Origin of the sequence: Kitasatospora sp. MBT66 (assembly GCF_000710405.2) — a bacterium.
GTDB classification, from domain to species: domain Bacteria; phylum Actinomycetota; class Actinomycetes; order Streptomycetales; family Streptomycetaceae; genus Kitasatospora; species Kitasatospora purpeofusca.
The window spans coordinates 1-19,782 of record NZ_JAIY01000018.1 but is presented as its reverse complement, the minus strand read 5'-3'; the positions used below and the strand labels follow the sequence as shown (position 1 = coordinate 19,782).

Sequence of the window (19,782 nt, the reverse complement as noted above, 5' to 3'; positions counted from 1 at the left end):
TGCCAGGATGGAGTTATGGCGAAGACCGGTACCACCACCACACAGGACCTGCGCTCGGCGATCGAGCGCAGCGGCTACTACCCGGCCCTGGTGTCCGAGGCGGTCGAGTCCGCGGTGGGTCCCGAGCCGATCAGCTCCTACCTGGTGCACCAGGAGACCACCTTCGACGCCAACGAGGTCCGCCGGCACGTCACCGTCCTGGTGCTGACCCCGACCCGCTTCGTGGTCAGCCACACCGACGAGCAGACGGGGGACGGCAGCAGCCCCGCCGTCCCGCTCGCCACCACCTCCACCGAGAGCGTCCGGCTGGACCGGATCAACTCCGTGGTGGTCAGCCGGATGGTCGCCAACCCGGAGACCTACACCCCGGGCACGCTGCCCCGCGAGGTGGTGCTGACCATCGGCTGGGGCGCCGTCCAGCGGCTCGACCTCGAACCGGCCGGCTGCTCCGACCCGAACTGCGAGGCGGACCACGGCTACACCGGCTCCGCCACCGCCGACGACCTGTCCCTGCGGGTCAGCGAGGCCGGCGACGGACCGGAGACGGTGGCCCAGGCCCTGATCTTCGCCCGCGCCCTCTCCGAGGCGACCGTCACCAGCGGCCCCCGGGTCTGACCCCACCCCGCGTCGCCCCACCGACCCGCACGGACCCGCACAACCCCGAACAGACCCGCAGCACCGCGCCGACCGGCGCCGCCCCGCACGGTCGCGCGCCGACCGCCGCCCCGCCGCCGTCCGGACACCGCCCGCCACGGGTCCGGACCGCTCCGGCCAGCCAGGAAGCCACCCCCGCCACCATGCCCTTCGCCCCCGACGGCCACGACGCCTTCGAGCTCCTCGACCCCGCCACCGCGCCCGCGCCGCCCTACGGCAGCGGCTCGCTCAGCGACCTGCTGCCCTCGGTGGCCGCCGGCCTCGGCGTGCCCGGCTTCAGCACCGCGCTGCCGCTCGCGCCCGCCGACCGCGCGGTGGTCTTCCTGGTCGACGGCCTGGGCTGGGAGCTGCTGCTGCGCCACCCCGAGTACGCGCCGTTCCTCACCTCACTGACGGCCGGCTCGCTCGGCGGCACCGGCCGGCCGCTGACCGCGGGCTTCCCGTCCACCACCGCCACCTCGCTGGCCTCGGTCGGCACCGGCACCCCGCCCGGTCTGCACGGCCTGGTCGGCTACACGGTGGCGGTGCCCGGCGCCGGGCACCTGATGAACCAGCTGCGCTGGCAGCCGCCGACCGACCCGGCCGCCTGGCAGCCGTACCCCACCGTCTTCCAGCAGGTGCACGCCGCCGGGGTGGCCACCGCCCAGGTGTCCTCCCCGCTGTTCGCGCAGACCCCGCTCACCCGGGTCGCGCTCTCCGGCGGCACCTTCCTCGGCCGCACCACCGGTGAGGAGCGGATGGACCGGGCCGCCGCCTGGCTCGCCGAGCACGACCGCGCGCTCGTCTACACGTACGTCAGCGAACTCGACGGCGCGGGCCACCGCTTCGGGGTGGACTCGGACGAGTGGCGGATGACCCTGGACGCCGTCGACCGGCTGGCCCGCCGGCTGGCCGAACAGCTGCCCCCGCGCTCGGTGATGTACGTCACCGCCGACCACGGCATGATCGACATCGCCCCCGAGGACCGGATCGACTTCGACGAGGACTGGGAGCTCGGCGCCGGCGTCGCCCTGCTCGGCGGCGAGGGCCGTGCCCGCCACGTCTACGCCGTCCCCGGCGCCGCCGCCGACGTCCACACGGTCTGGAGCGAGGTGCTCGGCGACCGGATGTGGGTGGCCACCAGGGACCAGGCGATCGAGGCCGGCTGGTTCGGCCCCGCCGTGGACGACCGGGTCTACCACCGGATCGGCGACGTGGTCGCCGCCGCCCGTGACGACATCGCGGTCGTCGCCTCCCGCAACGAGCCCGGCGAGTCCGCGATGATCGGCCTGCACGGTTCGATGACCCCGGTCGAGCAGTTCGTGCCGCTGCTCGAATTCCGCCGCTGAACTCCCTCGATGCGAAAGGCATTTGCACCACCCATGGCTGAACTGGTGTTCTTCTCCGGCACGATGGACTGCGGGAAGTCGACCCTCGCGCTCCAGATGGACCACAACCACGCCGCCCGCGGCCGGCAGGGGATCATCCTCACCCGCAACGACCGGGCCGGTGCGGCCACCATCTCCAGCCGGCTCGGCCTGCGCGCCGACGCGGTCGAGGTGGCCGACGAGTTCGACTTCCACGCCCATGTGGTGCAACGGCTCTCGGCCGGCGGCCGGGTGGACTACCTGATCTGCGACGAGGCCCAGTTCTTCGACCCCGGGCAGATCGACCAGCTCGCCCGGGTGGTCGACGAACTCGACATCGACGTCTACACCTTCGGCATCACCACGGACTTCCGCACCCGGCTCTTCCCCGGCTCCCAGCGGCTGATCGAACTCGCCGACCGGGTCGAGGTGCTCCAGGTCGAGGCGCTCTGCTGGTGCGGCGCCCGGGCCACCCACAACGCCCGCACCGTCGGCGGGGTCATGGTGGTCGAGGGCGCGCAGGTCGTCATCGGCGACATCTCGGTCCGCGAGGACGAGGTCGGCTACGAGGTGCTCTGCCGCCGCCACCACCGCCGCCGCCTGACCGCGGCCACCGCCCGCGCCGCCGTGCTCTCCCCGGACGTCCTCCCCTTCGAGGAGCAGCAGGCCTGAGCCGCGGCGTCAGCCCGCCTGCAGCACCGAGAAGTGCCCGCCGCGCGGGTCTGCCAGCCGGGCCGCCCGGCCGCGCGGCGTCCCCTGCGGTGCCACCAGCACCCGGCCGCCCAGCTCGGCCGCCCGCCGGGCCGTCAGATCGACGTCGGCCACCGCGAAGTGGGTGCGCCAGCGCGGCGGGTGGCCGCGCAGCTCGGCGCCGCGCCGGATCCCCGCGACCGGCCGGCCGCCGACCAGCAGCGCCGACCCGCCCTCGGCCTCGGCCACCGGAACCCCGAGCACCGCGCGGTAGAAGCCGGCCGCGCCGTCCGCGTCCGGGGTGAGCAGCTCCGTCCAGGCCGGTCCGCCCGGCCCCGGCCCGGTCTCCCGGCCGAGGTGCTCCTCGCCCTGCCAGAGTCCGAACACCGCGCCGGAGACGTCGGCCGCGATCGCCAGCCGCCCGGCCCGCTCCGCCTGGAGCGGCCCGACCGCGACCGTGCCGCCGCACTCCCGCACCAACTGGGCCGCGCGGTCCGCGTCGTCCACGGCGAAGTAACTGGTCCACTGCACCGGGAAGCCGTCCACCGCGGACACCCCGAGCCCGGCCACCGGCTCCTCGCCGAGGCGGGCCCGGACGTACTCGCCGAGCTGCGCCGGCCCCGGGGCGAAGGTCCAGCCGAGCAGTTCGCCGTAGAAGGCCCGGGCGCCGGGCAGGTCGTCGGTCATCAGGCTGACCCAGCACGGGGTGCCCTGGGCCAGCCGGAGTGTCAGCGCGGGCATGACAGGTCTCCTCAACGGGCGGTCGGCGCACGAAACGGCGCAGTGAGGGTGATGCTTCCACCGTGGCGCTCGTCGAACCCTCGGGCCGCGCGGAAAATCCGGCAAAGAGCGCACAAAGAGCGCTGGCCCTCCGGGCGGCCCGGTACTGCGCCAGAATGACCGCCATGACCACCATTCACAATGACTCCCCGCTGGTGTCGGTGACCGGTTTGCAGGAGTCGCTCGACTCCGGGCGCCCGCCGCTCCTGCTCGATGTGCGCTGGCAGCTCGGCGGTCCGCCCGGCATCGAGGACTACACCGCCGGCCATCTGCCGGGTGCCCGTTTCGTCGCCCTCGACACCGACCTCGCCGCCCCGGCCGGCCCGCCCGGGCAGGGCGGCCGCCACCCGCTGCCCGACCCGGAGGAGTTCGGCGCCGCGCTGCGCCGCCTCGGCGTCTCGGCCGACCGCCCGGTGGTGGTCTACGACGGCGCCACCTCGCTGGCCGCGGCCCGCGCCTGGTGGCTGCTGCGCTGGGCCGGGCACCCGGACGTCCGGGTGCTGGACGGCGGCTTCGCGGCCTGGCAGGAGGCCGGACTGCCGGTCACCACCGAGGTGCCGCCGGCCGGGGACGGCGACTTCAAGCCGGTCCCGGGGCAGCTGCCGGTGGTCGACGCGGACGGTGCCGCCGCCTGGGCCCGGGAGGCGCTGCTGCTGGACGCCCGGGCGGGGGAGCGCTACCGGGGCGAGACCGAGCCGATCGACCCGCGCGCCGGCCACATCCCCGGCGCGGTCTCCGCGCCGACCACCGAGAACGTCGGCCCGGACGGCCGCTTCCGCCCGGCCGCCGAACTCGCCTCCCGGTTCCGGGAGCTGGGCGCGGGGGAGCGGAGCACCGCCGTCTACTGCGGCTCCGGGGTGACGGCCGCGCACCAGATCCTGGCGCTCGCGGTGGCCGGTCTGCCGGCCACGCTCTACCCGGGTTCGTGGAGCGAGTGGTCCAGTGACGCGGCCCGCCCGGTCGCCGTGACCGACCAGCCCGGCTGAGCCCGCGGACGCCGAAGGCGCGGACGACCGGGGTCGTCCGCGCCTTCGCGCCGCTCTGCTGTCCTACGGCCCTGCTACTCCTGCTTCTTGCGCCGACTGCCGAAGACGATCTCGTCCCAGCTCGGCACGGTGGCCCGGCGCCCGGGCCGCACGCCGTCGGCCTCGGCCTGGCGGTCGGTGGTGCCGACCAGCCGCTCCCGGTGCGGTGCCACCGCCCGGGGCATCAGGATGTCCGCGTACGCCGAGCCGGCGCCGACCGCCGGGGCGGCGGCCGCGGGCTCCGCCGCCTCCTCCTCGGCCACCTCGGCGGGGACCGGTTCGATCGGCGGCGGCGCGCCGACCGCGAGGTCGCCGCGGAAGGCGGGCACCACGTCCAGCAGGCTGGTCAGCGAGTCCCGGGACTCGGCCGTCGCCTCGCGGGACTCCCGGACCTCGCGTGAGGACATGATCCGGTCGGCCGAGGGCCGGTCGATCATCGGGCGCAGCGGCCGGTCGTGGGGGAGTCGGGCGATCCGCGGGATGAACGGGAAGACCGAATCCTCCTCGCGCTCGACCGACTCACCGATCAGCGCGCGGGCCTCGTCGTCGTTGGGCTGCACCAGTCGCCGGGGCGGGTCGTACGTCCAGGCCGCGCTGCGGCCCTCGCCGTCGGCCCGGTAGGAGAGGATGACCTCCCAGGTGCCGTCGTCGCGCCGCCAGGAGTCCCAGCGCTCGGTCTCCTTCTCGGCGCCGCGCAGGGCCAGCCGCTCGGAGACCGCCTCGCCCAGCTGCGGGCCGGGGGCCTCGCCGTGCCGGCGGATCGCGGTCTTGCGGGCCCGCTCGGCCATGAAGGCGCGCTCGGCCAGCACCGGACCCTCGAAGCGGCGGACCCGGTCGACGGAGATGCCGGCGGCCTGGGCGACCTCCTCGGCGGAGGCACCGGCTCGTATCCGCGCCTGGATGTCCCGGGGGCGGAGGTGGCTCTCGACCTCGATCTCGATCTGGCCGAGGCGCGGCCGGTCACCACGGATGGCGGCCCTGAGCCGCTCGTCGATGGGGAGGGTGTACTCCGTGCTGTCGGCAGCCTTGAGCACCAGCCGTGTGCCGTCGTTGCTGACGGCCACAACCCGCAGTTCGGGCACGCTTACCTCCCGGGTGGTGCCTGCCGACGTCACCTGCGTCGCTGCTCCCGTACTGAGTGTGGCCTGCCCACTCGCGACTGGCCACAACCTTGCTGAGTTCCCCGGCGTGTCGGGCTTACGCCCGGCCACGCCGCTGTGGCACGGTTGCCTTTTTGCCACGTCATCCGTCGACGTCGCGCCTGGGTGCCCCGACCGTCCTCGCACGTGGAGTGACGCGACGATCCGGGACCGGTGTCGCCGTGCGCGCCTGCGCCACCACTCCTTGTCAAGCTGCCGGTTGATGGGCAGTCGACAAGTCGACCTGGGCTCAGGCTTTACGAACAGTACTCCATTCGTGGCATCCGGAGGGGCGGCTCGCCGCTCAAGTCTCCCGCGATTCACGGGAATCTCAAGAGCGCACGACCCCAATGGCCGAGGATCGACCGATGAACGGTGATCATCTTCACATATATCTCTCGCGAAGAACCGCATTTTCGACCCTTGTGTCCTTCTTTGGGCAGGATGGAGTGACTTGTTCGAAGGACAGTCGTACTGACGCGAGGGATGTCGATGCCGGAGCAGAAGCCCGAACGGGGCGGAGCGGAGGAAGGTCGCAGGCGAATTGATCTGAGTGGGACTCAGGTCGCCGCCAGCGCGTTGGCCACCGTGGTGGGGGCGGTGCTCGCGTCCGAACTCGGGGTGTACGGAACCATTCTCGGCGCGGCGGTGGTGAGTATCGGCGCGACCACGGGCGGGGCGCTGTTCCAGCACCTCTTCCGGCGCACCGGGGAACAGCTGCGCGGCGCGGTCGACCGGGCCGCCGGTCCGGGGCAGCTGGTGAACGGGCTGCGGCAGGCGCCGGAGCCGGACCGGGCCGATCCGGCCCCGCCGCCCGGTTCGGCCGAGTGGAGCACGCCGCGGGTGGTCCGGGCGCGCCGCCGGTGGGGCTGGAAGACGTACGCGGCCGTCTCGGCCCTGGTGTTCACGGTCGCGATGGTGCCGATCCTCGCCTTCGAGCTCGCGACCGGCCGACCGGTGTCGGCGACGGTCCAGGGCGAGTCGGGCACCGGCACCTCGCTGGGCGGCCGGGTCGACCGGAAGCCGCCGGCCGACCCGCCGCCCTCCGGGCCGGCCGACGTGCCCTCGCCCTCGACGGGCCGGGACGGCGGCGCCTCCGGGAGGCCGAGCCCCGGCGCCCGTCCGGGCACGGAGGGCGGAGGGCCGTCCTCGGACCCGACGGCCTCCCCGTCCTCCGGCGCGTCGGGCGGTTCCGGCGCGACGCCCTCCGGGCCGGCCTCCGGCTCCCCCTCGGCCCGCCCCTCCGGCGAGCCGTCCGCCTCGGCCACGCCCTCGGCACCGTCCGGCGGCGGGAGCGCCTCCGCGAAGCCGTCCGGCGGCGCGAGCCCGAAGCCCCCGGAGCCGACCACTGCCGTCGTTCCCCCGCCGGCGACCCCGGACCCGGCGACGACGCCCCGGGCGCCCCAGGCGTCCCAGGGGGGCCAGGGGGGCCAGGGGGCCCAGGGGTCCTAGGCGCCCAGCACCCGGCGCAGGTAGTCGTTGCCGAAGCGGCGGTCGGGATCGAGCTCGTCGCGCAGCGCGGTGAAGTCCGCGAAGCGCGGGTAGACCCCGGCGAGGTACTCGGCGTCCCGGGTGTGCAGCTTGCCCCAGTGCGGCCGGCCGCCGTGCTCGGTCATCAGCCGCTCCACCGCCGTGAAGTACCCCTGCTCCGCGGTGCCCCGGTAGAGGTGGACGGCGATGTACGCGGTGTCCCGGCCGTGGGCGGTGGAGAGCCAGACCTCGTCGGCCGGGGCGAACCGCACCTCGACCGGGAAGCTGATCCTCCAGCGGGACCGCTCGACCATGGCCCGCAGCTCGCGCAGCACCTCGCCCACCGAGGCGCGCGGCACCGCGTACTCCATCTCGACGAAGCGCACCTTGCGCGGGCTGGTGAAGACCCGGTGGGCGGTGTCGGTGTAGCTGCGGTCCGACCAGGCGCGGCTGGCCAGCGCGGCGATCGTGGGCACCGAGGCGGGGAAGCGGCGCCCGACCCGGCAGGCGCCCTCCCACACCGTGTTGGAGAGGAAGTCGTCCTCCAGCCACTCCTTGAACCGGGGCAGCGGAGCGGCCGGTCCCTGGCTGCGGTTGTTGCGCTTGGTGGCGCAGCGGTCGGTGTGCGGGAACCAGTAGAACTCGAAGTGCTCGTTGACGGCGGTGAGGTCGTCCAGCCGGTGCAGCACCTCGTCGAAGCGCATCGGCTGCTCGTGCGCGGTGAGCAGGAAAGCCGGTTCGACGGCGAGGGTGAGCGCGGTGATCACGCCGAGCGCGCCGAGGCCGAGCCGGGCGGCCTCGAACAGCTCCGGGCTCTCGGTGGGGGAGCAGTGCCGGACGCCTCCGTCGGCGAGCACGATCTCCAGGCCGCGGATCTGGGCGGCCAGCGAACCGGAGTCCCGGCCGGTGCCGTGGGTGCCGGTGCTGGTGGCGCCGGCCACGGTCTGCACCTCGATGTCGCCCATGTTGGTGAGCGAGAGGCCGGCGGCGGCGAGCAGCCGGTTGAGCCGGTGCAGCGGCAGTCCGGCCTCGACGGTGACGGTGCCGTTCTCGTGGTCGATCCCGCGTACGGCGGTCAGTCCGTGCGGCCGGACCAGGACGCCGTTCCCGGCGGAGGCGATCGCGGTGAAGGAGTGGCCGGAACCGACCGCCTTGACGGTCTCGCCCCGGTCGGCGGCGCGCAGGATCTCCTTGGCCAGCTCCTCCGCACTGCCGGGGGTGACCACCCGGGCGGGGACGGTGCTCTGGTTGCCCGCCCAGTTGGTCCAGCGGGTGCGGGTAGCGGTACTGGCCTGGGGCATTGCGGCGCCTCCTGCTCCGTGGCCGAACGGGTGTCGGCTCACCTCATTCCCTACCCACGGGTAGGCCGCGGGTAGGGAGGAGGGTAAGGCAGGTCAGCGTCCGAGGTCCACGGTTTCGGCGGACGCGGGACTGCCCGGCTCGGCGTCCAGCCCGGCCCGCAGCCGCTTGAGCCCGGCCGCCGCCGTCAGCACGCCGAACACCCCGGCGGTCAGCGGGACCCAGTAGCCGGCCGCCGCTCCCGCGCCGTCGACGGTCCAGCCGCCGACCGAGGAGCCGACCGCGACGCCGATCGCCAGCCCGGTGGTCGTCCAGGTCATGCCCTCGGTCAGCTGGGCGGCCGGGACCAGCCGCTCGACCAGGGCCATCGCGGTGATCAGGGTGGGGGAGATGGCGATGCCCGCGATCAGCAGTGCGCCGCCGACCGCGACCAGGCCGCCGACCCCGCTCACCGACTCGGCGACCAGCAGCAGCGGCACCATGCTGACCGCCATGAAGACCACGCCGCCGAAGAAGCGGCTCGCCATCGACCCGGTGAGCTTCAGGGTGCCGAAGACGAAGCCGGCCACGCAGGAGCCGAGTGCCCAGAGCGCCAGGATCACGCTGGAGATCGCCTTGTGGCCCTGGTCCTCGGCGTAGGCGACGGTGACCACCTCGACCGAGCCGAAGATCGCCCCGGTGGCGACGAAGGTCAGCACCAGGACGATCAGGCCGCCGTTCAGGATCGCGCTGCCGCCGGTGTGGGCGTGCGCGGGGTGCAGCGGCGGTTCGGTCCGCCGCTGGGAGGTGAACAGGGCGATGCCGACGGCGAGGAAGATCCCGGCGAGCAGGACGCCCGCCTCGGGGAAGACCGCGGTGGCCAGTCCGATCGAGAGGATCGGGCCGACGATGAAGCAGACCTCGTCGACCACCGCCTCGAAGGAGTAGGCGGTGTGCAGCTTCGGTGCCTCGTCCCGGTAGAGGTGCGCCCAGCGCGCGCGGACCATGGCGCCGGTGCTGGGCATCCCGCCCATACCGATCGCGAAGACGAACAGCGTCCAGGTCGGCGCCGAGAAGTGGGCGCAGAGCAGCAGTCCGGTCGCGGCGGCGATCGTGATGACGGTCGCCGGCACGGCGACCCGGCGCTGCCCGTGCCGGTCCACCAGCCAGGAGACCATCGGCCCCAGGACCGCCGCCGAGACCGCCAGCGTCGCCGACACCAGGCCCGCGATGCCGTACGAGCCTCTGAGCTGGGAGAGCATCGTGACGATGCCGATGCCGGTCATCGAGATCGGCAGCCTGGCTATGAAGCCGCTGGACGAGAAGGCCAGAGTGCCGGGGGCGGCGAATATCTGGCGGTAGCTGGACAGCACGGTAGCTCCGCAAATCGGGGGGTAAGGGACGAGGCTGGCAAACACAGCTTACGAACCTTGGCAATCGGTATTTTCCGGACACCGGGCGCCGTCCCGGCATCGGCCCCCCGGCCCACAGTGGCAGGATCGGTCCCATGTCCGACGCGCGCAACACCTCCCACACCGGCGCCGCCCCGTACGACGCCCTGCTGCTGCTCTCCTTCGGCGGGCCCGAGGCCCCCGAGGACGTCGTGCCGTTCCTGGAGAACGTCACCCGGGGCCGGGGGATCCCCAAGGAACGGCTCCGGGAAGTGGGCAAGCACTACTTCCTGTTCGGCGGCGTCAGCCCGATCAACGAGCAGAACCGCGAACTGCTGGCCGCGCTGCGCAAGGACTTCGCCGAGCACGGCCTCGACCTGCCGGTGTACTGGGGCAACCGGAACTGGGCGCCCTACCTGGTCGACACCCTGCGCGAGCTGGCCGCCGACGGGCACCGCCGGATCGCCGTCCTCGCCACCAGCGCCTACGCCGGCTACTCCGGCTGCCGCCAGTACCGGGAGAACCTCGCCGACGCGCTGGCCGCCCTGGCCGCCGAGGGCCTGTCGGAGCTCCGCGTCGACAAGCTGCGGCACTTCTACAACCACCCCGGCTTCGTCGAGCCGATGATCGAGGCCACCCTGGCCGCCCTGGACCGGCTGCCCGAGGGGACCAGGGCCGGCGCCCGGCTGGCGTTCACCACCCACTCGATCCCGGACACCATGGCCGAGACCTCCGGCGCCCCGGACGACCCGGCCCGGGGCCGCCCAGGCGGCGCCTACGTCGCCCAGCACCTGGACGTGGCCCGGCTGGTCGCCGACGCCGTCGCCGGGCGCACCGGAGTCGCGGACCGCCCCTGGGAGCTGGTCTTCCAGAGCCGCAGCGGCGCCCCGCACATCCCGTGGCTGGAGCCCGACATCTGCGACCACCTGGAGGCGCAGCACGCCGACGGCGCCCCGGCCGTGGTGATGGTCCCGATCGGCTTCGTCTCCGACCACATGGAGGTCAAGTACGACCTCGACACCGAGGCGACGGCCAGGGCCGCCGAGCTCGGCCTGCCGGTCGCCCGGGCCGCCACCGTCGGGGCCGATCCCCGGTTCACCGCCGCCGTCCGCGAGCTCGTCCTGGAGCGGGCCGCCGCCGAGCGCGGCGAGCCGGTGTCCCGCTGCGCCCTGGGCGCGCTCGGCCCCAGCCACGACGTCTGCGCGGTGGCCTGCTGCCCCAACCCGCGCGCGCCCCGCCCGGCCGCCGCCGAGCGCTGACCGGCGCCGAGCACCGACCCGCCGCCGAGCACCGACCGCCCCGCCCCGGAGGAGATCCCCGTGTCCAGCCCCGCCGTGCCCGACCCCGCCCTGCTCGACGAGCTGCTCGACGTCGCCCTGGACGCCGCCCGCCGGGCCGGGGCGCTGCTGCTCGACGGCCGGCCCGCCGACCTCGGCGTGGCCGCCACCAAGAGCAGCCCGGTCGACGTGGTGACCGAGATGGACCTGGCCTCGGAGAAGCTCGTCCTGGAGCTGATCACGGCCCGCCGGCCCGAGGACGGCTACCTCGGCGAGGAGGGCGCCGAGCGGCCCGGCACCAGCGGTGTGCGCTGGGTCGTCGACCCGCTCGACGGCACCGTCAACTATTTGTACGGGCTGCCCTCCTGGGCGGTCAGCGTGGCCGCCGAGCTGGACGGGCGCGCGGTGGTCGGGGTGGTGTACGCCCCGGCGCGCGGTGAGCTGTTCCACGCCGTGATCGGTCGGGGGGCGCACCGGGACGGGCAGCCGCTCTCCACCCGCCCGGCGCCGCCGTGGGGCCAGGCGCTGATCGGCACCGGTTTCGCCTACGTCCGGGAGGTGCGGGTGCGGCAGGCGGAGGTGGTGCTCGCCCTGATGCCGGAGGTGCGCGACATCCGTCGGGCCGGCGCCGCGGCCGTGGACCTCTGCGACGTCGCGGCGGGCCGGCTGGACGGCTACTACGAGCGCGGGCTGGCCCCGTGGGACCGGGCGGCGGGCTGCCTGATCGCGGCCGAGGCCGGCGCCCTGGTCGGCGGCCGCCCGGGGCACGGCCCGGACGGCGAGCTGACCGTGGCCGCCGCGCCCGGGGTGTACGAGCCGCTCCAGGAGCGGCTGGCCGCGCTGCGCGCCTGGGCGGACCGGGCGGTGCCCGCCGAGTGACCCGGACCCGGTCCCCCGCCGGGCCGCCCTGTCCGGGCGGGCCCGGCGGGGGGACACCCGGGCAGCGAAGAGCCCTGACATACGGGGGATGCCAGGGCCTGGGTTTTCGCACGGCCCCCGCAGGGCCGCTGGTGCCGGAGGTCCGGCGACGGGTCGGGCGGTCGGAGGATCAGGCGGCGGTGCGGTGGCGCTCCAGCACCGTGTCCACGCCGTGCTCGGCGGCGAGACGGCGCAGGTCGTCCAGCTCGGACTGTTCCACCTCGGCGAGGAACTCGTCCCCGGCCTCGATCGCGCGGTGCAGGTCCTGCTCGGCGTTGGCGATGCGCTGCAGGATTCCGGCGGTGAAGGCGTCCATACGGGCCCCCTTACTGTGTCGGACGTGCACGGTCGTGCGCCCCCTGCCCCAGGTGTGCGGTAGCCAGCGGAAGCGTCCGATCCGGTCGGGTGAAGATGTCCGGTCGGGCGCGGAGACGGCCCTCGGCCGCTCCCGTGACGCCCCGAGCCCCAGGGCCGGCGCGGATGAACGCACGGCGGGTGGGTGCGATCGGCTCAGAACCGGATCGCGGGTGTGCAGCACTCCTCCCCGCCCCGGGGGCGGGGAAACCTCCCGCCGCGAGAAAGTTGCCCGCGTCACAGTCCAACCGGACTGCTCCCGCCACGAACCCCTGGCCGTGAACCCCCGTGCGGACCCCGCCGCGGGCCCGGCGCCGCCGGCGGGCGGACCTGCCTCCGGGGCAGCTTATCGCTGCTTTACCGCAGGACCAGGCAGGATGGAGCCACCGTCGGAGCCGTGCGTCCGCCTCCGGGGCCGGCCTGGAGAAGGGACAACGACCGTGCGGGTTCTCGTCGTCGAGGACGAGCAGCTGCTCGCCGAGGCAGTCGCCACGGGTCTGCGCCGCGAGGCGATGGCCGTCGACGTGGTGTACGACGGGGAGGCCGCGCTCCAGCGCATCGCGGTCAACGACTACGACGTGGTCGTCCTCGACCGCGACCTGCCGCTCGTGCACGGCGACGATGTCTGCCGCAGTGTCGTCGAGCAGGGCCTCGCCACCCGGGTGATCATGCTGACCGCCTCCGGCGACATCAGCGACCGGGTCGAGGGCCTGGAGATCGGGGCGGACGACTACCTTCCGAAGCCGTTCGCCTTCAGCGAACTCGTCGCCCGGGTCCGCGCCCTGGGCCGCCGTGCCACCGTCCCGCTGCCCCCGATCCTGGAACGGGCCGGCATCTCGGTCGACCCGGGCCGTCGCGAGGTCATCCGGGACGGCCGCCCGGTCCAGCTCGCCCCCAAGGAATTCGCCGTCCTGGAGGTCCTGATGCGGGCCGGCGGTGCCGTCGTCTCCGCCGAGCAGCTGCTCGAGAAGGCCTGGGACGAGCACACCGACCCGTTCACCAACGTCGTGCGCGTCACCGTGATGACCCTGCGCCGCAAGCTCGGCGACCCGCCGGTGATTGTCACCGTGCCCGGTTCCGGCTACCGGATCTGACCGGACCCGCCCCCACCCCGCGCCCGCCCAGGCGGACGCCCCGAGAGGACCATCATGACCACCCCGCCCTCGGCCGGCGGGCCCTCCGGCGCGCCCTCCGGCGGGCGCGCCGTGCCCGGCCGGCCCGTCCCGCCCAAGCCGTCCCAGCCGCCGCGTGCCCCCCGACTGCACCAGCCCGAGGGCTACGTGCCCGGGGACGGCATGCTCGCCTGGCTGCCGTTCCGCCCGACCATCCGGATCCGGCTCACCCTGCTGTACGGCGGGATGTTCCTGATGGCCGGGGTGGTGCTGCTGCTGCTGATGTACGTCTTCGTGCGGCAGGGATTCCGCGACACCCAGTTGCCGAACATCTCGCTCCGCTCCGAGGTGCCGTTCACCTTCATCACCCCGGACGGGCAGAAGGTGGCGGCCCAGGACTTCAACAACTGGCTGGACGCCTACCAGACGAACCAGGCCAACACCGCGCTCAACCTGCTGCTGCGCAAGACCCTCACCATGCTGGTCTGCCTTGCCGCGATCGCCTTCGCGGCCGGCTACGCGATGGCCGGCCGGGTGCTGCGCCCGCTCGGCCGGATCACCCGCACCGCCCGCGAGGTCGCCTCCTCCGACCTGCACCGGCGGATCGAGCTGGACGGCCCGGACGACGAGCTCAAGGAGCTCGCGGACACCTTCGACGACATGCTGGAGCGGCTGGACCGGTCCTTCGACTCCCAGCGCCGCTTCGTCGCCAACGCCTCGCACGAGCTGCGCACCCCGCTGGCGATCAACCGCACCCTGCTGGAGGTCCAGCTCTCCGACCCGGAGGCCTCGGCCGACCTCCAGCAGCTCGGCAAGACCCTGCTGGCCACCAACGAGCGCAGCGAGCAACTGGTCGAGGGTCTGCTGCTGCTCGCCCGCAGCGACAACGAGCTCACCGACCGCAGCCCGGTGGAGCTGTCCGAGGCCGCCACCCGGGCCCTGGAGCAGACCAGGGCCGAGGCGGCCAAGCGCGGGGTCGACCTGCGCGCCACGCTGCACCCGGCGGTGGTCGCCGGCAACGGCATCCTGCTGGAGCGGATCGCGCTCAACCTGCTGCAGAACGCCGTCCGCTACAACTCCCCGGACGGCTGGGTCGAGATCACCACCGCCCCGGTCCCCGGCGGCGGCGAGCTGGTGGTCTCCAACACCGGCCCGGTGGTGCCCGGCTACGAGCTGGAGCACATCTTCGAGCCGTTCCGCCGGGTCAAGGGCGCCGACCGCACCCGCAGCGACAAGGGGGTCGGCCTCGGCCTCTCGATCGTCCGCTCGGTGGTCCGGGCGCACAACGGCACCATCGAGGCGACACCGCGCGCCGGCGGCGGTCTCACCATGCGCGTGCGCATCCCCGGCATCTAGCGGGCGCCCCCGGAGACCCTCCCGCACCCGTGCACACCGGAGGGCTCCGGGGGCCGTCACGACCCCCTCACGGCCCTTCTCGGGCCCGTCCGCCGTCCCGGTCGGGCGACCTCCGTACGCCGACCGTTCCCAGCCGCCCCCGCCAGGCCCGTCAAGACGACATAAGCCCTGGCGGGGGCGGCTTGTCTTTTCCGGTCCGGGCAACTTACGGTGTCGTAACCTACGCAACCGTAAGTGTGGTTGCCCAGTACTCCGGTGTGCCCGTCCAACGCGCTCCTCCGGCGCGTGACCTCCCCCAGGAGCCAGACCCGTGACCATCGCCCCCGTGCAGCGCAGTACCTCGCTCGGTTCGAGCGCCTGGACCGACGCGCGACTGATCCTGGCCCTCGAAGAGGTCGTCGAGAAGGAGCTCGACCGTCACCTCAAGGTCGCCAAGGAGTGGATGCCGCACGAGTTCGTCCCCTGGAGCCGCGGGCGCGACTTCCCCGGCGTGCTCGGCGGCGAGGCCTGGGAGCCCGGCGACTCCAAGGTGACCCCGCTCGGCCGGGTCTCGCTGGTGGTCAACCTGCTCACCGAGGACAACCTCCCGAGCTACCACCACGAGATCGCGACCATGTTCGGCCGCGAGGGCGCCTGGGGGACGTGGGTCCACCGCTGGACGGCGGAGGAGGGCCGGCACGGCATAGCCATTCGCGACTACCTGCTCACCACCCGGGCCGTCGACCCGGACGAGCTGGAGCGGGCGCGGATGTCCCACATGTCGGAGGGCTTCGTGTCCGACAATGCGCACAGCATGCTGCAGTCGGTCGCCTACGTGGCCTTCCAGGAGCTCGCCACCCGCATCTCGCACCGCAACACCGGCCACTACGCCGGCTGCCCGCTGGCGGACCAGCTGCTCGCGAAGATCGCCAACGACGAGAACCTGCACATGGTCTTCTACCGGAACCTGCTGAAGGCCGCCCTGGAGATCGCCCCCGACCAGGCCATGCGCGCCGTCGCCGACGTGGTGACCGACTTCCGGATGCCCGGCCACGGCATCCCCGGCTTCGAGCGGGCCGCCGCCCAGATCGCCCTCGGCGGCGTCTACAACCTCCGCATCCACCACGACGACGTGCTGCAGCCCGTACTGCGCCACCTCAAGGTGATGGAGATCGGCGGCCTCGGCCCCGAGGGCCTGCGGGCCCAGGAGGAGCTCGGCGTCTTCCTCGACGGGCTGGACGCCCAGGCGACCAAGTTCGACGAGCGGCAGGCGGCCCGGCTGGCGCGCATCGCGGCCCGGAAGCAGTAGGCGCGGCGGAGGGGCGCCCTCCGGACGCCCCTCCGGGGCCCCGGAGGGTGCCGCGGCAGACGTACTGGCTTGGGCGGATTTTCCATGTTTTGCCCAGCCCGAGGGTGAACGTGACCAAGGTCACACCGTGTCGCTCCGGAGGATCGGGCAACCCCGGAGAGTGATCATCGTCCCGAGCGCTCCGATCGCCGTCCGTGAGCGGAACGGCGATCGGAGGCGGGACGAAGGATTGGCTCTCCGCCCTGGTGGGCAAGGGAATTGGCGGGCGCGCGGGGGACCTTCGCTCACGGAGCGTGTCCGCCGGGCGCTCGTCGGCACGCTCCCGCGGTGCCCCTGCGTGAGGCTTCGGGGGGCCGAGTGGATCATCGCGGCGGACCCCCGGCTGAGTGTCGATTGAGTAACAGGGCTTGAAGTAAGGCAAAATCTCCGCCTCGGGTCGGGCACAAGACCGACCCCCCATGCGTTACGTGCGCTGGAGATACCGCACACACCGCACAACCCGGAGGGGGAGAGCGAAATATGGCTACCGACTACGACACCCCACGCAAGACCGACGATGAGCTCAACGAGGACAGCATCGAGGAGCTCAAGGCCCGCAGGAACGACAAGGGCGGCAACGCGGTCGACGTCGACGAGTTCGAGGCGGCCGAGGGCATGGAGCTCCCCGGCGCGGACCTCTCGAACGAGGAACTCTCCGTCCGGGTGCTGCCGCGGCAGGCCGACGAGTTCACCTGCATGAGCTGCTTCCTGGTCCACCACCGCAGCCAGCTGTACAGCGAGAAGAACGGCAACCCGATCTGCCGGGACTGCGGCGCCTGAGGACCAGGGCGTCATGACTCGGGCCTCGCGGTGTCCGCGAGACCGGTGCGACGCCCCTTCCGGCCCCGGGCAGCGGGGCCGGACGGCAGCTCCGGCGTCCGTCCCGACGGACGCACCAGTCATACGGACGGATGGAAAAGCGTCTCCCGGAGACGCCGAGGGACGGTACCGCGAGGCGGTACCGTCCCTTTCCGTCTTCCCGGCCCGGGCCGGGCGTCCCCCCCGTGGGGGCCCCGCTCAGGCGCGGGCGTTCCGGCGGGCCTCTTCCAGGGCCTCGGCGAGCTTCATCGGCGAGCGGGTGGAGAGGTAGAGGTAGGGCGTCGGGTCGGCCGGATCGCTGACCTCGACCCGGAGCGCGGTCGGCACGTAGCTGCGCAGCAGCATGAAGGCCCGCGGGTCGGCCTTGGGGCCGCGCCAGGCGGCGGCCTCGGCCGGACCGAGCGCGTGGGCGGCGCCGAGGGCGTCCACCGGGATCCGGGCCGGGCCGGCGACCAGCGAGCCCTGGACCACCCGGATCCGGGCGGAGCCGTAACTGCTGATCGCGGCGGCGCCGGCGGCGATGCCGACCACCAGCCCGACCAGGGCGCCCACCGCGCTGATCCGCAGCAGGATCAGGGCGAGCGTGAGGCCGATCAGGACCGGGAACAGCCACCAGGAGCGCGGCGCGGTGAGGCGTTCGTCGTACATGCCCCCCATTGTGGGTGCCGATACACCGGGCGCCGGACGCAACCCCCGCTCCCGGCACGGCTACCGGTCGGTAGGGTGGGGCGCCGTGACCGGTTCGACTGCCCCCACCGCGCCCCTGACCCCCGCCGCCTCCAGCGAGTCCGCGGCCCCGGCCCACCCGGCGTCGCCCGCGACGCCCCCGCCGGAGGCCGTCCTCCCGCCGCGCGCGCCCGAGGCCCCGGCCCCCGGCACCCGCCTCGGCTCCCACTACGAGCACTGCTTCGGCTGCGGCCCGCAGCACCCCGGCGGACTGCGGATCGACGCGGTCGCCGGGACCGGCCTCGACGTCACCGCCGAGTTCACCGTCCGCCCGGAGCACCAGGGCGGCCCCGGCCTGGCCCACGGCGGCCTGCTGACCACGGCCATGGACGAGACCCTCGGCACCCTCAACTGGCTGCTGCACGTCCCCGCCGTCACCGGCCGGCTGGAGACCGACTTCCTCTCCCCGGTCCCGGTCGGCTCCACGCTGCATCTGCGGGCCTGGATAACCGGTGCGCACGGCCGGAAGATCTACAGCGCCGCCGAGGCGCGGATCGGCGGGCCCGACGGCCCGGTCGCCGTGCGCGCACGGGCACTCTTCATCCAGGTGAAGCTGGAACACTTCACCAAGCACGGTCGTCCCGAGGACATCGAGAAGGTCCTCGACGACCCCGACCTGATGCAGCGCGCCCGAACCTTTGAGGTGAACCCTTGAGCACCACCCCCCGCGAGCCCCTCGACGTCCTGATCCGCCGTCTCGACCCCGAGCTGCCGCTGCCCGAGTACGCGCAGCCCGGCGACGCCGGCGCCGACCTGCGGACCACCGTGGACGCGGAGTTGGCCCCCGGCGAGCGGGCGGTGCTGCCCACCGGCATCGCCATCGCGTTGCCCGACGGCTACGCCGCGTTCGTCCACCCCCGGTCCGGACTGGCAGCTCGTTGCGGCGTTGCTCTGGTGAACGCCCCAGGGACGGTCGATGCCGGGTACCGTGGAGAGATCAAGGTGATCGTCGTCAATCTGGACCCGCGCGAGACCGTCGGCTTCCGCCGAGGGGACCGGATCGCCCAGCTGGTCGTCCAGCCGGTCGAGAAGGCCCGCTTCCACGAAGTGGCCGAGCTCCCGGGGTCGGCACGGGCCGAGGGCGGGTTCGGGTCGACCGGTGGCCACGCAGCGGTCTAGGCTGCCCGCGGCCTCGCAGGAAGCCGAGCAGGTATTCGCATCGGTCTTGGACCGGGAAGGACAGTGACCGTGTTCCGTCGTCGCCAGAAGAGCGAGGACGCTGTCGAGCAGCTCGCCGACGACGCCATCAGCGCCGACGAGACGGCCGATGACGTCGAAGGTTCCGCCGAGAGCGAGAACGTGACCGAGCTGGACCCGACGGACCGGGTCGGCCTGCCGCCGGCTCCGCGTCCGGACGGTCCGTGGGACCACTCCGAGCTGGAGAACCCGGAGGAGGGCCGCGTCGACCTCGGCGGCCTGCTGGTCCCCGGTGTCGAGGGCATGGAGCTCCGGGTCGAGGTGGCCGGCGACGCGATCGTGGCCGCGACCCTGGTCCTGGGCAGCAGCGCCATCCAGCTCCAGGCCTTCGCGGCCCCCAAGTCGGAGGGCATCTGGGGCGAGGTCCGTGAGGAGATCGCCAACGGCATCACCTCGCAGGGTGGCATCGTCGAGGAGGAGGAGGGCCCGCTGGGCTGGCACCTCCGTGCCCAGGTCCCGGTGCAGCTGCCGGACGGCACGCAGGGCGTGCAGCTGGTGCGCTTCGTCGGCTGCGACGGTCCGCGCTGGTTCCTGCGCGGTGTCATCTCCGGCCAGGCCGCCGTCCAGCCCGAGATGGGCGGGATCCTGGAGCAGGTCTTCCGGCAGACGGTCGTCGTCCGCGGCGAGACCCCGATGGCGCCCCGCGACCCGATCGTGCTGAAGCTCCCCGAGGACGCGCAGATGGTCGCCGACGGCGGCGGCGCCGTCGCGGCCACCGGTGAGGGCGACAACCGCTACGGCGGCACCTCGCTCGACCCCTTCGCCCGGGGCCCGGAGATCACCGAGGTCCGCTGAGCACAGCGCCCCAGTACGCCGATCGCCCCCGCCCGGACCACCGGGCGGGGGCGATTTGCTTCTGACGCTCCCGTCCCCGTACAGTTCCGGAGTCGCCGCGAGAGAGCGGGGACAAGCGGAAAGCGAAG

At 73.8% G+C, this 19,782-nt stretch carries 20 protein-coding genes; 13 read left to right on the top strand and 7 right to left on the bottom strand.

The window, feature by feature from the left end:
• Nucleotides 1-15 precede the first annotated feature (15 nt).
• The 3 genes from BI06_RS40060 (at nucleotide 16) to BI06_RS40050 (ending at nucleotide 2,672) form a co-directional block, all read left to right on the top strand.
• Nucleotides 16-615 carry a DUF5998 family protein gene (locus BI06_RS40060; RefSeq protein ID WP_030396568.1) on the top strand — a complete coding sequence of 200 codons (600 nt, stop codon included), beginning with the start codon at nucleotides 16-18 and terminating at the stop codon, nucleotides 613-615.
• A 182-nt stretch (nucleotides 616-797) separates the two neighbouring features.
• On the top strand, nucleotides 798-1,982 hold the full coding sequence (locus tag BI06_RS40055; RefSeq protein WP_030396567.1) for an alkaline phosphatase family protein: 1,185 nt from the start codon (nucleotides 798-800) through the stop codon (nucleotides 1,980-1,982).
• A 33-nt stretch (nucleotides 1,983-2,015) separates the two neighbouring features.
• The gene (locus BI06_RS40050) at nucleotides 2,016-2,672 is read left to right on the top strand and encodes a thymidine kinase (RefSeq protein WP_030396566.1); all 657 of its coding nucleotides are present in this window, start codon (nucleotides 2,016-2,018) and stop codon (nucleotides 2,670-2,672) included.
• Nucleotides 2,673-2,681: 9 nt separating this feature from the next.
• On the opposite strand, the gene BI06_RS40045 is transcribed toward BI06_RS40050, so the two are convergent.
• The gene (locus BI06_RS40045; protein ID WP_030396565.1) at nucleotides 2,682-3,431 is read right to left on the bottom strand and encodes a VOC family protein; all 750 of its coding nucleotides are present in this window, start codon (nucleotides 3,429-3,431) and stop codon (nucleotides 2,682-2,684) included.
• Nucleotides 3,432-3,595: 164 nt separating this feature from the next.
• Between BI06_RS40045 and BI06_RS40040 the strand changes: the two genes are divergently transcribed.
• Entirely contained in the window at nucleotides 3,596-4,456 is an 861-nt protein-coding gene (locus BI06_RS40040) for a sulfurtransferase (protein ID WP_043477005.1), read from the top strand.
• 74 nt (nucleotides 4,457-4,530) lie between these two features.
• Here BI06_RS40040 and sepH read toward each other — a convergent pair whose 3' ends face one another.
• The 4 genes from sepH to BI06_RS40020 form a co-directional block, all read right to left on the bottom strand.
• Nucleotides 4,531-5,610: a septation protein SepH gene (gene sepH, locus BI06_RS40035; protein WP_078880406.1), complete on the bottom strand. Its 1,080-nt coding sequence runs from the start codon at nucleotides 5,608-5,610 to the stop codon at nucleotides 4,531-4,533.
• A gap of 584 nt (nucleotides 5,611-6,194) precedes the next feature.
• A complete protein-coding gene (locus tag BI06_RS51870; protein ID WP_051742856.1) occupies nucleotides 6,195-6,983 on the bottom strand; it encodes a hypothetical protein in 789 nt (262 codons plus the stop codon).
• A gap of 99 nt (nucleotides 6,984-7,082) precedes the next feature.
• A complete protein-coding gene (locus BI06_RS40025; RefSeq protein WP_043476896.1) occupies nucleotides 7,083-8,405 on the bottom strand; it encodes a D-arabinono-1,4-lactone oxidase in 1,323 nt (440 codons plus the stop codon).
• 93 nt (nucleotides 8,406-8,498) lie between these two features.
• The gene (locus BI06_RS40020) at nucleotides 8,499-9,755 is read right to left on the bottom strand and encodes an MFS transporter (RefSeq protein ID WP_051742855.1); all 1,257 of its coding nucleotides are present in this window, start codon (nucleotides 9,753-9,755) and stop codon (nucleotides 8,499-8,501) included.
• A gap of 134 nt (nucleotides 9,756-9,889) precedes the next feature.
• Between BI06_RS40020 and BI06_RS40015 the strand changes: the two genes are divergently transcribed.
• Together BI06_RS40015 and BI06_RS40010 are read left to right on the top strand one after the other, a co-directional pair.
• Nucleotides 9,890-11,032, top strand: a complete 1,143-nt coding sequence (locus tag BI06_RS40015; protein WP_043476893.1) for a ferrochelatase — start codon at nucleotides 9,890-9,892, stop codon at nucleotides 11,030-11,032.
• Between the two features lie 75 nt (nucleotides 11,033-11,107).
• Nucleotides 11,108-11,929, top strand: a complete 822-nt coding sequence (locus tag BI06_RS40010; protein ID WP_030396558.1) for an inositol monophosphatase family protein — start codon at nucleotides 11,108-11,110, stop codon at nucleotides 11,927-11,929.
• A gap of 169 nt (nucleotides 11,930-12,098) precedes the next feature.
• On the opposite strand, the gene BI06_RS40005 is transcribed toward BI06_RS40010, so the two are convergent.
• Nucleotides 12,099-12,284 (bottom strand): hypothetical protein, encoded by a 186-nt coding sequence (locus tag BI06_RS40005; RefSeq protein WP_030301315.1) that lies wholly within the window; start codon nucleotides 12,282-12,284, stop codon nucleotides 12,099-12,101.
• A gap of 478 nt (nucleotides 12,285-12,762) precedes the next feature.
• Here BI06_RS40005 and BI06_RS40000 point away from each other — a divergent pair, with 478 nt between their 5' ends.
• The 4 genes from BI06_RS40000 (at nucleotide 12,763) to BI06_RS39985 (ending at nucleotide 16,897) form a co-directional block, all read left to right on the top strand.
• Entirely contained in the window at nucleotides 12,763-13,416 is a 654-nt protein-coding gene (locus tag BI06_RS40000) for a response regulator transcription factor (RefSeq protein ID WP_030396557.1), read from the top strand.
• Nucleotides 13,417-13,470: 54 nt separating this feature from the next.
• Nucleotides 13,471-14,790, top strand: coding sequence for a HAMP domain-containing sensor histidine kinase (locus BI06_RS39995; RefSeq protein ID WP_030396556.1), 1,320 nt, complete (start codon nucleotides 13,471-13,473; stop codon nucleotides 14,788-14,790).
• Between the two features lie 310 nt (nucleotides 14,791-15,100).
• Nucleotides 15,101-16,078 carry an acyl-ACP desaturase gene (locus tag BI06_RS39990; RefSeq protein ID WP_030396555.1) on the top strand — a complete coding sequence of 326 codons (978 nt, stop codon included), beginning with the start codon at nucleotides 15,101-15,103 and terminating at the stop codon, nucleotides 16,076-16,078.
• Nucleotides 16,079-16,597: 519 nt separating this feature from the next.
• Nucleotides 16,598-16,897 carry a DUF4193 domain-containing protein gene (locus BI06_RS39985; RefSeq protein ID WP_030396554.1) on the top strand — a complete coding sequence of 100 codons (300 nt, stop codon included), beginning with the start codon at nucleotides 16,598-16,600 and terminating at the stop codon, nucleotides 16,895-16,897.
• A gap of 237 nt (nucleotides 16,898-17,134) precedes the next feature.
• On the opposite strand, the gene BI06_RS39980 is transcribed toward BI06_RS39985, so the two are convergent.
• A complete protein-coding gene (locus BI06_RS39980) occupies nucleotides 17,135-17,584 on the bottom strand; it encodes a DUF3093 domain-containing protein (RefSeq protein WP_369826374.1) in 450 nt (149 codons plus the stop codon).
• A gap of 115 nt (nucleotides 17,585-17,699) precedes the next feature.
• On the opposite strand from BI06_RS39980, the gene BI06_RS39975 reads away from it, so the two are divergent.
• From BI06_RS39975 to BI06_RS39965, 3 genes are all read left to right on the top strand, one after another.
• A complete protein-coding gene (locus tag BI06_RS39975; RefSeq protein WP_043477003.1) occupies nucleotides 17,700-18,317 on the top strand; it encodes a PaaI family thioesterase in 618 nt (205 codons plus the stop codon).
• Nucleotides 18,314-18,781, top strand: a complete 468-nt coding sequence (dut, locus tag BI06_RS39970; RefSeq protein WP_030396552.1) for a dUTP diphosphatase — start codon at nucleotides 18,314-18,316, stop codon at nucleotides 18,779-18,781. Before BI06_RS39975 ends, dut begins: the two co-directional genes overlap by 4 nt.
• Nucleotides 18,782-18,850: 69 nt before the next feature.
• The gene (locus BI06_RS39965; protein WP_030396551.1) at nucleotides 18,851-19,654 is read left to right on the top strand and encodes a DUF3710 domain-containing protein; all 804 of its coding nucleotides are present in this window, start codon (nucleotides 18,851-18,853) and stop codon (nucleotides 19,652-19,654) included.
• Nucleotides 19,655-19,782: the final 128 nt, after the last annotated feature.

Excerpts from the sequence above, each read along its gene's own strand:
- BI06_RS40060 (WP_030396568.1), top strand. The coding sequence starts at position 16 with ATGGCGAAGACCGGTACCACCACCACACAGGACCTGCGCTCGGCGATC.
- BI06_RS40055 (WP_030396567.1), top strand. The coding sequence starts at position 798 with ATGCCCTTCGCCCCCGACGGCCACGACGCCTTCGAGCTCCTCGACCCC.
- BI06_RS40050 (WP_030396566.1), top strand. The coding sequence starts at position 2,016 with ATGGCTGAACTGGTGTTCTTCTCCGGCACGATGGACTGCGGGAAGTCG.
- BI06_RS40045 (WP_030396565.1), bottom strand. The coding sequence starts at position 3,431 with ATGCCCGCGCTGACACTCCGGCTGGCCCAGGGCACCCCGTGCTGGGTC.
- BI06_RS40040 (WP_043477005.1), top strand. The coding sequence starts at position 3,596 with ATGACCACCATTCACAATGACTCCCCGCTGGTGTCGGTGACCGGTTTG.
- BI06_RS40025 (WP_043476896.1), bottom strand. The coding sequence starts at position 8,405 with ATGCCCCAGGCCAGTACCGCTACCCGCACCCGCTGGACCAACTGGGCG.
- BI06_RS40015 (WP_043476893.1), top strand. The coding sequence starts at position 9,890 with ATGTCCGACGCGCGCAACACCTCCCACACCGGCGCCGCCCCGTACGAC.
- BI06_RS40005 (WP_030301315.1), bottom strand. The coding sequence starts at position 12,284 with ATGGACGCCTTCACCGCCGGAATCCTGCAGCGCATCGCCAACGCCGAG.
- BI06_RS39995 (WP_030396556.1), top strand. The coding sequence starts at position 13,471 with ATGACCACCCCGCCCTCGGCCGGCGGGCCCTCCGGCGCGCCCTCCGGC.
- BI06_RS39985 (WP_030396554.1), top strand. The coding sequence starts at position 16,598 with ATGGCTACCGACTACGACACCCCACGCAAGACCGACGATGAGCTCAAC.
- BI06_RS39980 (WP_369826374.1), bottom strand. The coding sequence starts at position 17,584 with ATGTACGACGAACGCCTCACCGCGCCGCGCTCCTGGTGGCTGTTCCCG.